Raw genomic sequence first — 13,936 nt, 5'->3', positions numbered from 1 at the left:
GAAAAAAGGAACTGGCGTTGTCGCCTGTTTTCCGCGGGTCCGGCAGTGCCTGCGCACCCTGGAAAAGTACCGCAGATACCCGTTGGTGAGCTAGCAGGGGGAGAAGGTTCCGTGGGTGTTGCCGACGTGCCAGTCGCCTGTGGACACGTCGGCGTCGAGGCTTACTTCTTCTTCAGCTGCTTGGCGTTGGCGAACAGCGAGGCCATGGCGTTGTTGGCCGGCGCGGCGGTGCTGGTTTCACGTGGGCGAGGCGCCTGCTGCGGGCGATTGCCGCCTTGGCCACGACCGCCATTGCGCTGGCCTTCGACCTTCTCGCCAGGGGTGTCGCTCATGCGCATCGACAGGCCCACCCGCTTGCGCGGGATGTCTACTTCCATGACTTTCACTTTGACCACGTCCCCCGCCTTCACGGCCTCACGCGGGTCTTTGACGAACTTCTCCGACAGGGCAGAAATGTGCACCAGGCCGTCCTGGTGCACGCCGATGTCGACGAAAGCGCCGAAGTTGGTGACGTTGGTTACCACGCCTTCTAGGATCATGCCGGGCTCCAGGTCCTTGAGGTCTTCCACGCCATCCTGGAACGAGGCGGTCTTGAACTCGGGGCGCGGGTCACGGCCGGGCTTGTCCAGCTCTTGCAGGATGTCGGTGACGGTGGGCAGGCCGAAGGTTTCGTCGGTGAAGCGTTTGGGGTCCAGGCGCTTGAGGAAGGCGCTGTCGCCGATCAGCGAGCGGATGTCGCGATCGGTGTTGGCGGCGATGCGCTGCACCAGCGGGTAGGCCTCGGGGTGCACGGCGGAAGCATCGAGTGGGTTGTCGCCGCTCATCACGCGCAGGAAGCCGGCCGCCTGTTCGAAGGTTTTCTCGCCCAGGCGGCTGACTTTCTTCAATGCCGCGCGGGTGGCGAACGGGCCGTTGGCGTCGCGGTGGGCGACGATGTTCTGCGCCAGCGTGGCATTGAGGCCGGAAATCCGCGTCAGCAGCGCCACCGACGCGGTATTGACGTCGACGCCCACGGCGTTCACACAGTCTTCCACCACCGCATCCAGGCCGCGCGCCAGCTTCACCTGGGACACGTCGTGCTGGTACTGGCCGACACCAATCGATTTCGGGTCGATCTTCACCAGCTCGGCGAGCGGATCCTGCAGGCGGCGGGCGATCGACACGGCGCCGCGGATCGACACGTCCAGGTCGGGGAACTCGCGGGCGGCCAGCTCCGAGGCCGAGTACACCGAAGCGCCGGCTTCCGAGACCATGACCTTGGTCATTTTCAGTGCCGGGTAGAGCTTGATCAGGTCAGCGGCCAGCTTGTCGGTTTCACGGCTGGCGGTGCCGTTGCCGATGGCCAGCAGCTCCACCGAGTGCTTGGCGCACAGGGCGGCCAGCACGGCGATGGTGCGGTCCCAGTCGTTGCGCGGCACGTGCGGGTAGACTGTGGCGGTGTCGAGCACCTTGCCGGTGGCATCGACCACCGCGACCTTGCAGCCGGTGCGCAGGCCCGGGTCCAGACCCAGGGTCGTGCGCGGGCCGGCGGGTGCTGCCAGCAGCAGGTCGTGCAGGTTGTGCGCGAAGACGTTGATCGCCTCGCTTTCCGCCGCTTCGCGCAGCTCGCCGAGCAGGTCGGTTTCCAGGTGGGTGTAGAGCTTGACCTTCCAGGTCCAGCGCACCACTTCGCCCAGCCACTTGTCGGCGGCGCGGCCCTGATTGGTGATGCCGAAACGCTCGGCGATCATGCCTTCGCACGGGTGCAGGGTGCCGGGCAGCTCCTCGCCGACCTTGAGGCTGGCGCTGAGGATGCCCTCGTTGCGGCCGCGGAAAATCGCCAGGGCGCGGTGCGACGGGGCGCCCTTGAGCTTTTCGTCATGCTCGAAGTAGTCGCGGAACTTGGCGCCTTCGTTTTCCTTGCCGGAGATTACCCGGGCACTCAGGGTGGCGTTGTCCTTGAGGTAGCCGCGCAGGTTGCTGAGCAGGCTGGCGTCTTCGGCGAAGCGCTCCATGAGGATGTACTTGGCGCCTTCGAGCACCGCCTTGGTGTCGGCGAAGCCCTTCTCGGCATCGATGAACCGTGCCGCTTCAGTCTCCGGCGTCAGGTTCGGATCATTGAACAGTGCGTCGGCCAGTTCGCCGAGGCCGGCTTCCAGGGCGATCTGGCCCTTGGTGCGGCGTTTCTGCTTGTACGGCAGGTAGAGGTCTTCGAGGCGGGTCTTGGTGTCGGCCAGGTTGATGTCGCGGGTCAGCTCCGGGGTCAGCTTGCCCTGTTCCTGGATGCTCGCCAGGATGCTGGCGCGGCGCTCGTCGAGTTCGCGCAGGTAACGCAGGCGCTCGTCGAGGTGGCGCAACTGGGTGTCGTCCAGGCTACCAGTGACTTCTTTGCGGTAACGGGCGATGAAAGGCACCGTCGAGCCTTCGTCCAACAAGGCCACGGCCGCCTCGACCTGCTGTGGGCGAACGCCCAGTTCCTCGGCGATACGGCTGTTGATGCTGTCCATGAAAACCACCTGACAAAATTGTGAGTACTGAAGACCGCATGAGGCGCCCGCAACGGGCTGCCGCGATGGAAAGCCGCGCATTATACCCATCGCGCCCAGCGTGCGGTGATAGCTCCAGGCCAGCCCTGAGGACCGGGAAGTGGCACCCCGGGAAAAATCTGTTAACAATGCACAGGGCACGCGGCTCAGCGGCTACGCCATAATGCGTGCCGACATCAGAGGAGCTATTCATGAGCAGCACTGCAAACAACGTTGAAGGCGAGAAGATTCTCATCGTCGATGACGATCCCGGGCTGAGCAGCCTGCTCGAGCGTTTCTTCACCAGCAAAGGCTATCGCGCCCGTGCGGTGCCCAATGCCGAGCACATGGACCGCCTGCTGGCGCGTGAAGTCTTCAACCTCGTGGTGCTCGACCTGATGCTGCCCGGCGAAGACGGCCTGTCTGCCTGCCGCCGGCTACGTGCCGCGAACAACCGGATCCCGATCATCATGCTCACCGCCAAGGGCGATGAGCTGAGCCGCATCAAGGGCCTGGAGCTGGGCGCCGATGACTACCTGGCCAAACCCTTCAACCCCGATGAACTGGTCGCCCGCGTCAAGGCCGTGCTGCGCCGCCAGTCGCCGAGCGTGCCGGGCGCGCCAGGCAGCGAAGACGAAACCGTCACCTTTGGCGACTACGAGCTGTCCCTGGCCACCCGCGAGCTCAAGCGTGGCGAGGAAGTCCACATGCTCACCACCGGCGAGTTCGCCGTGCTTAAAGCACTGGTCATGCACGCCCGCGAGCCGCTGACCCGAGACAAGCTGATGAGCCTGGCCCGTGGCCGCGAGTGGGACGCGCTGGAGCGCTCCATCGACGTGCAGATTTCCCGCCTGCGCCGCATGATCGAGCCCGACCCTTCCAAACCGCGCTATATCCAGACGGTCTGGGGCGTGGGTTATGTCTTCGTGCCGGATGGCAACGCCAGTAAATGAAGTGCCGTTTGCAGGGCGCCGCTGAGGCTGCAGGGCGATCCTTCGGGGTCGCCCTGCTTGCGTCTGTAACGCTCGCGCAGTTCCGTCCTGCCCTTGCCACACAGTAGTCATGCCATGAAAACCCCCCTCTGGTTCCCGCAAAGCTTCTTCTCCCGCACCTTGTGGCTGGTGCTGATCGTCGTGCTGTTCTCCAAGGCGCTGACCCTGGTGTACCTGCTGATGAACGAAGACGTGCTGGTCGATCGCCAGTACAGCCACGGCGTGGCCCTGACCCTGCGTGCGTACTGGGCAGCTGACGAAGAGAACCGCGAGCAGATCGCCGAAGCTGCAGGGCTGATCCGGGTCACCGGCTCCGGGGTGCCAGAGGGTGAACAGCATTGGCCCTACAGCGAGATCTACCAGCGCCAGATGCAGGCCGAGCTCGGCGAGGACACCGAGGTGCGCTTGCGTATCCACGCCCCGCCGGCGCTGTGGGTCAATGCGCCGAGCCTGGGGCCGGGCTGGTTGAAGGTGCCGTTGTACCCGCATCCGTTGCGCGGCCAGAAAATCTGGAACGTGCTGGGCTGGTTCCTGGCCATTGGCCTGCTGTCCACCGCTTCGGCCTGGATTTTCGTGCGCCAGCTCAACCAGCCGCTCAAGCGCCTGGTGTTCGCCGCTCGGCAGCTGGGCCAGGGGCGCAGCGTGCGGCTGCCGATCAGCGATACCCCCAGCGAAATGGCCGAGGTGTACCGCTCCTTCAACCAGATGGCCGAAGACGTCGAACAGGCTGGCCGCGAGCGAGAACTCATGCTGGCCGGGGTTTCCCACGACTTGCGCACGCCGCTGACGCGGTTGCGGCTGTCGTTGTCATTGATGGGCTCGGAAAACGACCTGACCGATGACATGGTCCGCGACATCGAAGACATGGATGCCATTCTCGATCAGTTCCTGGCGTTCATCCGCGATGGCCGCGACGAGCCGGTGGAAGATATCGACCTCACGGCGCTGATCGGTGAAGTGGTAGCGCCCTACAACCAGCCGCAAGAGCGTGTGCGTTTGTGCCTCGAGCCGATCCCGCCGTTTCCGCTGCGCCGGATATCGATCAAGCGAATGCTCGACAACCTGATCGGCAACGCCCTGCACCATGCCGGGGAGGGGGTGGAAGTGGCGGCCTATGTGTCGGGGGACCACAGCGCGCCTTATGTGGTACTGAGCGTGCTGGATCGAGGGGTAGGGATCGACGAGTCTGAGCTGCAGAGCATCTTCAACCCGTTCATTCGCGGTGACCGGGCCCGCGGCGGCAAGGGCACCGGTCTGGGCCTTGCGATCGTCAAGCGGATTGCCGCCCAACATGGCGGCAATGTCGAGCTGCGTAACCGTTCGGGTGGAGGGATAGAGGCCCGCGTCAGGCTGCCACTGGGCTTGATGCTGCCGCGCAATGCGGTCTGATCGGCGCGGTATGAAACGTCTGCGCTGAGTCGGCCTTGGAGAGTCGGGCCAAGCCGGTAGGGCCACGTTGGTCGGCCCACGTTGGTCGGGCCACGCCGGTCGACCCACGCAGGCCAGTGCTCTCGATGTACAGCCCCTTCACGTCAGGCCCGATGCACACGTACAGTGCACCGGGCCTGACTGCGTTCAGCCCTTGCCCTTGGTCCGCGTCTGGTTAGGGCCGCCGTGCTTTTCCAGGTGTTCGATGATCATGCCTGCCACGTCCTTGCTGGTAGTGACTTCGATCCCTTCCAGGCCCGGCGAGGAGTTCACCTCCATGACCAGGGGGCCGTGGTTGGAGCGCAGGATATCCACGCCCGCCACGCTCAAGCCCATGACCTTGGCCGCACGGATGGCCGTCATGCGTTCTTCGGGGGTGATCTTGATCAGGCTGGCAACGCCGCCGCGGTGCAGGTTGGAGCGGAACTCGCCGGGCTTGGCCTGGCGCTTCATCGAGGCAATGACCTTGTCGCCCACTACGAAACAGCGGATATCGGCGCCCCCGGCCTCCTTGATGTATTCCTGGACCATGATGTTCTGCTTCAGGCCCATGAACGCCTCGATCACCGATTCTGCGGCCTTGGCGGTTTCACACAGCACCACGCCGATCCCCTGGGTGCCTTCGAGCACCTTGATCACCAGGGGGGCGCCGCTGACCATGTCGATGAGGTCGGGGATGTCGTCAGGCGAGTGCGCAAACCCTGTGACCGGCAGACCGATACCGCGTCGCGACAGCAGCTGCAGCGAGCGCAGCTTGTCGCGCGAGCGTGCGATCGCCACCGATTCGTTCAGTGGGTACACACCCATCATCTCGAACTGGCGCAGCACCGCGCAGCCGTAGAACGTCACCGAGGCACCGATGCGTGGAATGACCGCGTCGAAACCCTCCAGCGGCTTGCCGCGGTAATGGATCTGCGGTTTGTGACTGGCAATGTTCATGTACGCCCGAAGCGTATCGATGACGACCATCTCATGGCCACGCTGGGTGCCAGCCTCGACCAGGCGGCGGGTGGAATACAAACGCGGATTACGCGAAAGCACGGCGATCTTCATGCGGCACCTGTTGCGGGAAAAATGATTGCCGGATAGGCCGGTTTGTCCTGTACGTATTTCAATCCTGGGTTCACTACCAGTTGACCGTGAACAAGTGCTTTCGAGCCAATCAAAAGTCGATAGCGCATGCGTTTTCTACAGGCCAGGGTGAACTCGACTTCCCAGACCCGATCACCCAGTGCCAGCGGCGTTCGGATCACGTAGCGGGTTTGCGCGTGCCCATTGGAGCTTCTGACCCGTTTGATCGAGACCAGAGGTGCTTCGCCGGGGTGATGGCGCAGCTGCTGGAGGCTGCCCAGGTGAGCGATGAAACGCACCCAGGGCTGGCCGTCGCGCTCGAACAGTTCGATGTCGGTGGCATGCAGGCTGGAGGTGCTGGCGCCGGTGTCGATCTTGGCCCGCAGCCCGGCAACACCCAGGCCTGGCAAGGCGACCCACTCGCGCAGGCCGATCACACTCAGATGGTCAAATGTCTTCACTAAACGCACCCTGCGGATAAGGTGGTGCACTGTAAGCACCGCACGGATTTTTTGCATCCGCAAGTGAAGGTAGTACAGTTCCTTGAACGAAAGAATTCGAGGGAAACAGATGGCAGGCAAGGCGGAAGATGACGACAAGGTTCGCCTCGACAAGTGGCTCTGGGCGGCCCGGTTCTACAAGACGCGTGCCTTGGCCAAGGCGGCCATCGAGAGCGGCAAGGTGCACTGTCGTGGTGAACGCTGCAAACCTGGCAAGGAGCCGCGGCTCGGCGACCAGTTCGTGCTGCGCATGGGGTTTGACGAGAAGACCGTGTTGGTCAAGGCGCTGTCCAGCGTGCGCCGCGGCGCGCCTGAAGCGCAAACCCTGTACGAGGAAACCGAAGAGAGCATTCGTCAGCGCGAGAAAGCGGCCGAGTTGCGCAAGGCAGGCGCCTTGGGCATGACCACCGACGGTCGACCGAACAAGAAACAGCGCCGGCAGATCCATCATCTGCACGGCAGTTTCGACTGATACCTGTGACGAACCTGCGCGGTGCAGGGCTCGGTTGCAGTGGGCGGCGCTCTGCCGCCCCGGTCAGACGGTCAGGCGCGACGCACCACACTCATGCGGTTGATCAGCGGCAGCTTGTGCAGGATGCGGAACAGCGGCGCCGTCCAGCGTACCAGTGCCGCGCTGGCCTTGGCCGCCAACGGGGTGTAGCAGCTCCAGCCCAGCGCGAGCACTGCCATCAGCAGGCCACCGATGTAGTCATCCTGGCCCCAGTGGGCGCCGGCCACCAGGCGCGGCAGCATGAACACCAGGGCCAGGGCCCAGATCGCGACATGGTGCAAGGCGCGGCGCGCGAACAGGCTCATGAACAGCGCCCAGATCAGCAGCACAGACGCGTGGTCACCCGGGAAACTCTTGCTCGAGCGGTCCTTGAGCTCCCAGGATTTTTCCAGGTTGGGGTAGTAGTCACTCAGGTGCACAGCGCTGTCGAAATTCATCGATGGGCTGGAATGCTGCCAGCCCATGGCATCGACCCACTTGGAAAACACGGCGCGAATCACCACTAAGAGAAGCAGCGCGACCAGAAAGCCGAAAAACGCTTCACGCACCTGGAAGGCCCTGAACACCCAGTCGCCCCGGATCAGCAGCGCCAGCATGATCAGCCCGACGACGATGTCGAAGGGGCGCAGGCTGCCCGCGGTCCAGATCAGCCGCCATGTGGTGTTTTCTGCCAGGGGGGCATTGAGGGCGTGGAACAGCCACTCGTCGAAAGTCAGGCACAGCATCTGGCCAATGGGCCATAACCAGAAACACAGTAGTGCAATGGGCAGAAGGGTGCAGACTGCCAAGGGGCCCCAACGCCACTCGGCTTGGAACAGGGGTTGATTGTCCATAAAATACCTTTGTCAGCAGCAAAAATGAGAGCGTTCAGACAGCGCTCGGCAGCGGGATATTCATCCTTTTCACATTATTTTGACATTATTTTCAGATAACAGAACCTATGAGCGACTTGCCCGACACCGATTTCACCCAACGTTTCATCTTCGACGACCGCGATATCCGCGGCGAGTGGGTGTCGCTGGATCACAGCTATGCCCAGGTCCTGTCCCGCCATGCCTACCCGGCCCCGGTCGCGACCTTGCTTGGCGAACTGATGGCGGCCACAGCGTTGCTGGTCGGCGCGTTGAAGTTCGACGGCCTGCTGATTCTGCAGGCGCGCTCGCAGGGCCCCATTCCTCTATTGATGGTGGAGTGCTCGGGTGAGCGTGAGATTCGCGGCGTGGCTCGCTATGAAGCCGATCAGATCAACGCTGACGCCACCCTGGCCGAGCTGATGCCCGATGGCCACCTGACGCTCACCATCGATCCGATCAAGGGCCAGCGCTACCAGGGCACCGTCGACCTCGACGGCGTCGACATCGCCCAGTGCTTCACAAACTATTTCATTCAATCGCAGCAGCTGAACACGCGCTTCTGGCTCGACGTCAGCGAAGGCAAGGCGCGTGGCCTGCTGCTGCAACAGCTGCCGGTCGACCGTGAGCCGGACGAAGACGAACGTGAGGAGAGCTGGCAGCATGTGCTGGCACTGGCCAGCACGTTGAAAGCCGAGGAGTGGGTCGAGAGCAACGAGACCTTGCTGCACCGTCTGTTCCACGAAGACGCGGTGCGCCTGTTCGACGGCCAGTCGCTGCGCTTTCACTGCAGCTGTTCGCGTGAGCGTTCCGGCAATGCTCTGGCCAGCCTCGGCGAAGCCGATGCCAAGGCGCTGGTCGAAGAATGTGGTGGGCAAGTGGAAGTGGATTGCCAGTTCTGCAATGAGCGATATGCCTTCGATGCCAGCGATATCGAGCAGTTGTTCAGCGGTGGCGGCACGGAGACGCCTTCAGAAACTCGCCACTGAAACGTTTAAGCTCGCGATAATCTCCTGTCGAATTGCGCTAAACCCCTGTTCTGACAGGAGGGGCCTACTTTTTTTGGGCGTTTCTGGCATAATCCCGCCACTTTTTTCCACTGTAGTAGTTTTTTACAGACAACTACAAAAACGTTCGGAGCACTCGGCCTCGGGCCGGATGAGGAACTCGCATGACGCAAGCCAATAACACCGTGCACACCGACCTGAGCGTCGATGAACTGGTAAAAGAAGCGCTGTCCCGCGGTGAAGGCGTGCTGGCCGATACAGGTGCGCTGGTTGTGGAAACCGGCCACCGCACAGGCCGTTCGCCGGCTGATCGTTTCATCGTCGAAGAATCCACTACTCAGGACGCCATCGCCTGGGGCCCGATCAACCGCAAGTTCCCAGCCGACAAGTTCGACGCGCTGTGGGATCGCGTGCAGGCCTTCAACGATGCCCAGGATCACTTCGTTTCCTACGTTCACGTAGGGGCCGCCGCCGAGCACTACCTGGCGGTCAAGATGACCACCCAGACCGCCTGGCAGAACCTGTTTGGCCGTTGCCTGTTCATCAATCCCGAGCAGTACAACCCAGCGGGCCGCGACGAGTGGCAAGTGCTCAACGTGGCCAACTTCGAGTGCGTGCCAGAGCGTGACGGCACCAACTCCGACGGCTGCGTGATCATCAACTTCGCGCAGAAGAAAGTCCTCATCGCAGGCATGCGTTATGCCGGCGAAATGAAGAAAGCCATGTTCTCGGTGCAGAACTTCCTGCTGCCGGCTGCCGACGTGCTGCCCATGCACTGCGCGGCCAACATTGGCGAAGAGGGCGACGTGACCCTGTTCTTCGGCCTGTCGGGCACTGGCAAGACCACCCTGTCGGCTGACGAAAGCCGCTACCTGATCGGCGACGACGAGCACGGCTGGGGCGAGGGCGTGGTGTTCAACATGGAAGGTGGTTGCTATGCCAAGTGCATCGACCTTTCCGAGAAGAACGAGCCGGTCATCTGGAAAGCCATCAAGCATGGCGCTGTGCTGGAAAACGTCATCATCGATGACGCCAAGCACGCCGACTACACCGATGTCAGCCTGACCCAGAACAGCCGCGCGGCCTACCCGCTGGAGCACGTTGCCAAGCGTTCGGAAGCGAACCTGGGCGGCGAACCCAATGCCGTGATCTTCCTGACCTGCGACCTGACCGGTGTACTGCCGCCGGTGTCGATCCTCAACAACGAACAGGCGGCCTACCACTTCCTGTCCGGTTACACCGCGCTGGTCGGTTCCACCGAAATGGGCTCGGGCGGCGGCATCAAGTCGACCTTCTCCACCTGCTTTGGCGCACCGTTCTTCCCGCGTCCGGCTGGCGAATACGCTGAGCTGCTGATCAAGCGCATCAATGGTTTCGGCTCGAAGGTCTACCTGGTCAACACCGGCTGGACCGGCGGTGGCTACGGCGTTGGCAAGCGCTTCAACATCCCGACCACGCGTGCGGTGATTGCTGCGATCCAGAGCGGTGCGCTGGTGGGTGCTGAAACCGAGCATGTTGGCGTGATCAACCTGGACGTGCCAAAAGCTGTGCCGGGCGTCGAGACTCAACTGCTCAACCCGCGCAACACCTGGGCTGACCAGGCGGCCTACGATGAAGCCGCCAAGGGTCTGGCCAAGCTGTTCGTCGAGAACTTCAAGAAGTTCGAGGTTTCCGACGCCATCGTTGCGGCAGGTCCTCAGCTGTAACGCCTCGCCGTCGATGATAAGAAGCCGCCCTCCAGGGCGGCTTTTTTGTGGTCGCCTGGCGCGCGAGCGAGCGAAGGCAACGATGCACCGATAATATTTTTGGTTATTAATAAATAGCCACTTATTCCTTTAAGTATCTAAACGCATCCTTATACTCTCCCGAAACGAACACGATTCTTCAGGGAGTTTCTCCATGCGCAACCAAACGATCCGCTACCTGATCGTGCCGGGCTGGCAAGGGTCGCCAGACAATCACTGGCAGAGCCACTGGCAGCGCACGTTGCCCAACAGTGCCCGGGTCGAGCAGCATGACTGGCTCGCCCCGCAACGGCTCGACTGGGTCGCAGCGCTGGAGCACGCCATCCTTGCAGCGCCTGGCCCTGTCATCCTCGTGGCCCATAGCCTGGGCTGCATCACCGTGGCGCACTGGGCGGCCCAGGCCGACACCGCGTTGCTCGAGCGCGTGCAGGGTGCCTTGCTGGTGGCGCCGGCGGATGTGGAACGGGCTGGCTGCTCGCCAGCGTTGCACAACTTCGCGTCGATTCCGATGCAGCGGCTGCCGTTCGCCAGCCACGTAGTGAGTTCCGATAACGACCCCGCCGTCAGTACCACGCGCGCCGTGCAACTGGCCCAGGCCTGGGGCGCTGAGGTGGCACTGCTGCCGGGCGCCGGGCACATCAACGTCAAGTCCGGGCATGAGCGCTGGGAGCAAGGTTTCGCCTTGCTCTACCGGCTGCAAGGGCAGGCCGAACAGCGCCTGCTGCGGCGCGCCTGATCCACCGGCATCAACGCAGCCGCCGAACAGGGCGGTCTGCTGGGAGTCCCCGATGAGCCTGCATCACCCCCTCGGTCAGCCGCTGCTGACCTTCCCCGAGCTGGACAAAAGCCCGCTGAGCATCCGCGCCAAGGCACTGGTGTTCGTCGATCCGCGCTCTCAGCGCCTGCGTCAGCAACTGGAACGCCTGGCGCCGCAACCGCTGCCGGTATTGATTCGTGGCGAGACCGGGACTGGCAAGGAGTTGCTGGCGCGCCAAGTGCATCGCGCCAGCGACCGCGGCGGCCTGTTCGTGTCGGTCAACTGCGCGGCCATCAGCCCCACTTACGCCGACGCCGAACTGTTCGGCTACAGCCCTGGCAGCCTGGGCGGCACGGCCAGTGGCCGCGCGGGTTGGTTCGGCTCGGCGAACGGCGGCACCTTGTACCTGGACGAAATCGCCGACCTGCCCCTGACCATCCAGGCCAAGCTGCTCGCGGCGTTGGAAAATCGTGAGGTGACGCGGGTTGGCGCGCAGCAGCCACACCCCGTGGACGTACGCCTGGTGGCCGCCTCCAGCATCGACCTGGCCGGCGCTGTGCGTGCCGGTCGATTCAACGACGGTTTGCACCGCTATCTACGCGAGGGCGAGCTGGTATTGCCCGCGTTGCGCGAGCGCGTGGGCGACATCCTGCCGTTGGCTGAATACTTCGTGGGCATCTACAGCGTTCGGCTCGAGCGCGCCGTGCCCCTGCTCAGCGAGGCGGCGCAGCTGGCGCTCCAGGCCCACAGCTGGCCTGGCAACACGCGGGAGCTGGAGAACGTCATTCATTTTGCGCTGCTCGTGAGCGGCAGTGATGAGGTGCAGGTCGAGGACCTTGGGCTACCCACACTCGATCCGATCCAGCAACTGGCGGCCCACGCAGCGCAGATTGCTCAGAGCCGTGAGCCGCAGACCCTGAATCGGCTCAGGCAAACCCTGAGCGAGGCGCTGTCGGCACTGGGCTTATCAGCATCATGAACCTGCCGTCGCGGGCGGTCCCGCCAATGGTTATAACGGTGTTCTTTTTTGGCATAAAAAGCATGATGAAAGAGATTGTTAAGGCATAAAGAATCCCGGTATCGTCCGCATCACGCCGGCTGGACTGCCCGCCGGCACCCGAACCTCGCCATCGCCGATGGTCATCGAACTCGAACAAGGAACACCATGAAAAAGACGTTGCTGACCACCGCCCTGGCCGCTGCGCTGTCGCTCTCGGGTTTTGCCAATGCCGCTGAAAAACTGATCGTCGCCGCAACCCCGGTGCCTCATGCCGAAATCCTCGAACTGATCAAACCGACCCTGGCCAAGGAAGGGGTGGACCTCGAGATCAAGGTGTTCACCGACTACGTGCAGCCCAACGTGCAGGTCGACCAGAAGCGTCTGGACGCCAACTACTTCCAGACCCTGCCGTACCTGAAGAGCTTCAACGAAGGCAAGGGCACCCATCTGGAAACCGTGATCGGTGTTCATGTCGAACCCTTCGGCGGCTACTCGAAGAAGGTCAAGAGCCTGGACGAGCTGAAAGACGGCGCCACCGTTGCCATTCCCAATGAGGGCAGCAACAGCGGCCGCGCGCTGTTGCTGCTGCAGAAAGCTGGCTTGATCACCCTGAAAGATCCGACCAACGCCCTGGCCACGCCCAAGGACATTGCCGAGAACAAGAAACACCTGAAATTCCGCGAGCTGGAATCGGCCATGCTGCCGCGCGTGCTCGATCAGGTCGACCTGGACATGATCAACACCAACTACGCGCTTGAGGCGGGCCTGAACCCGGCGAAGGACGCGCTGGTGATCGAAGGCAGCGACTCGCCTTACGTGAACTTCCTGGTCGCCCGCCCGGACAACAAGGACAGCGAGGCCGTGCAGAAACTGGCCAAGGCGCTGACCAGCCCGGAAGTGAAAGCCTTCATCGAGAAGAAATACCAGGGTGCAGTGCTGCCGGCGTTCTGATCGGCGCAGCCCAGCATCTCCAAGAAACCGGCGCCTGCGCCGGTTTTTTTTGCAGGCTTTTCCACGAAGGTTGGCCTGATAGTGGGGCACCACTGTCGCGCGCAGGGCACAGTTCACAGCGTGCCTCAGTGCGACCGGCCCGGCGCCGCGCTCAGCTGCGATGTGCCGCCCGGCAGCCATTACTGCGCAGCTTTCGGCACCTCTGAGCCTGTGCTCGGCAATAGCCGCAACGTGCTGCGCGCCGGAATCACCGCCATCTGCGCGCGGACATAAATGCCCTGGATGTAACCCTGCGCCTGATCGGCGTAGTGGCGGTCGAACGGCACCCCACTCTGGCCGACCGGGTTGCTGCTCAAGGCTTGGCCGGCATCGGCGAAGTCGATGATGCGTCGGGTCGACGGCCCATAGGTCACCGGCCATGGCGCCGGGCCGATCCTGGCGGAAAGGTTGTTCGGCACTTCGTGGGTGCCCGGCGCAGGGTAGGGGCCGACGTTGAGCAGCCAGTCCAGCGGCTTGCGCACGCCCAGCGGGTGGGCGTGGGTCAGGGTGTGGGCCTTGCCCCACTGCCAGCGGGCCGGGTCGGCGCCGAGGGTGTCGCGCAGGTGCGTGAGGCTGCGCT

13 protein-coding genes are annotated in these 13,936 nt (G+C 63.2%); 8 read left to right on the top strand and 5 right to left on the bottom strand.

Annotation, left to right across the window (positions count from 1 at the left end; all coding sequences use genetic code 11):
• Positions 1 to 161: 161 nt before the first annotated feature.
• Positions 162 to 2,486, bottom strand: coding sequence for a Tex family protein (locus RT028_RS06830; RefSeq protein ID WP_312933830.1), 2,325 nt, complete (start codon positions 2,484 to 2,486; stop codon positions 162 to 164).
• A gap of 230 nt (positions 2,487 to 2,716) precedes the next feature.
• On the opposite strand from RT028_RS06830, the gene ompR reads away from it, so the two are divergent.
• Both ompR and RT028_RS06820 read left to right on the top strand, forming a co-directional pair.
• The gene (gene ompR, locus RT028_RS06825) at positions 2,717 to 3,457 is read left to right on the top strand and encodes a two-component system response regulator OmpR (protein ID WP_312933828.1); all 741 of its coding nucleotides are present in this window, start codon (positions 2,717 to 2,719) and stop codon (positions 3,455 to 3,457) included.
• Positions 3,458 to 3,571: 114 nt separating this feature from the next.
• A complete protein-coding gene (locus tag RT028_RS06820) occupies positions 3,572 to 4,885 on the top strand; it encodes an ATP-binding protein (RefSeq protein WP_312933818.1) in 1,314 nt (437 codons plus the stop codon).
• Between the two features lie 186 nt (positions 4,886 to 5,071).
• On the opposite strand, the gene rimK is transcribed toward RT028_RS06820, so the two are convergent.
• Positions 5,072 to 5,977 (bottom strand): 30S ribosomal protein S6--L-glutamate ligase, encoded by a 906-nt coding sequence (gene rimK / locus RT028_RS06815; protein ID WP_312933812.1) that lies wholly within the window; start codon positions 5,975 to 5,977, stop codon positions 5,072 to 5,074.
• Positions 5,974 to 6,456: an ATP-dependent zinc protease gene (locus tag RT028_RS06810; RefSeq protein ID WP_312933898.1), complete on the bottom strand. Its 483-nt coding sequence runs from the start codon at positions 6,454 to 6,456 to the stop codon at positions 5,974 to 5,976. The genes rimK and RT028_RS06810 overlap by 4 nt, the downstream gene beginning before the upstream one ends.
• A 109-nt stretch (positions 6,457 to 6,565) precedes the next feature.
• On the opposite strand from RT028_RS06810, the gene RT028_RS06805 reads away from it, so the two are divergent.
• On the top strand, positions 6,566 to 6,967 hold the full coding sequence (locus tag RT028_RS06805) for an RNA-binding S4 domain-containing protein (protein WP_312933810.1): 402 nt from the start codon (positions 6,566 to 6,568) through the stop codon (positions 6,965 to 6,967).
• 71 nt (positions 6,968 to 7,038) lie between these two features.
• Here the strand turns inward: RT028_RS06805 and RT028_RS06800 are convergent, their stop codons facing one another.
• On the bottom strand, positions 7,039 to 7,839 hold the full coding sequence (locus RT028_RS06800) for a phosphatase PAP2 family protein (RefSeq protein ID WP_312933808.1): 801 nt from the start codon (positions 7,837 to 7,839) through the stop codon (positions 7,039 to 7,041).
• 107 nt (positions 7,840 to 7,946) lie between these two features.
• Between RT028_RS06800 and hslO the strand changes: the two genes are divergently transcribed.
• The 5 genes from hslO to RT028_RS06775 all read left to right on the top strand — a co-directional run bounded on the left by hslO (position 7,947) and on the right by RT028_RS06775 (position 13,317).
• Positions 7,947 to 8,846 (top strand): Hsp33 family molecular chaperone HslO, encoded by a 900-nt coding sequence (hslO, locus tag RT028_RS06795; protein ID WP_312933806.1) that lies wholly within the window; start codon positions 7,947 to 7,949, stop codon positions 8,844 to 8,846.
• Between the two features lie 182 nt (positions 8,847 to 9,028).
• Entirely contained in the window at positions 9,029 to 10,570 is a 1,542-nt protein-coding gene (locus RT028_RS06790) for a phosphoenolpyruvate carboxykinase (protein WP_312933804.1), read from the top strand.
• A gap of 193 nt (positions 10,571 to 10,763) precedes the next feature.
• Positions 10,764 to 11,345: an alpha/beta hydrolase gene (locus tag RT028_RS06785; RefSeq protein ID WP_312933802.1), complete on the top strand. Its 582-nt coding sequence runs from the start codon at positions 10,764 to 10,766 to the stop codon at positions 11,343 to 11,345.
• Positions 11,346 to 11,397: 52 nt separating this feature from the next.
• Positions 11,398 to 12,345: a sigma-54-dependent transcriptional regulator gene (locus RT028_RS06780; RefSeq protein WP_312933801.1), complete on the top strand. Its 948-nt coding sequence runs from the start codon at positions 11,398 to 11,400 to the stop codon at positions 12,343 to 12,345.
• A 186-nt stretch (positions 12,346 to 12,531) separates the two neighbouring features.
• Positions 12,532 to 13,317 carry a MetQ/NlpA family ABC transporter substrate-binding protein gene (locus RT028_RS06775; RefSeq protein ID WP_312933799.1) on the top strand — a complete coding sequence of 262 codons (786 nt, stop codon included), beginning with the start codon at positions 12,532 to 12,534 and terminating at the stop codon, positions 13,315 to 13,317.
• 179 nt (positions 13,318 to 13,496) lie between these two features.
• Here RT028_RS06775 and RT028_RS06770 read toward each other — a convergent pair.
• The coding region (locus tag RT028_RS06770; protein WP_312933797.1) for a penicillin acylase family protein at positions 13,497 to 13,936 on the bottom strand (440 nt) is incomplete at its 5' end.

Source organism: Pseudomonas sp. (genome assembly GCF_032058845.1).
GTDB lineage: Bacteria > Pseudomonadota > Gammaproteobacteria > Pseudomonadales > Pseudomonadaceae > Aquipseudomonas.
This window is presented reverse-complemented; position numbering and strand designations above follow the sequence as displayed.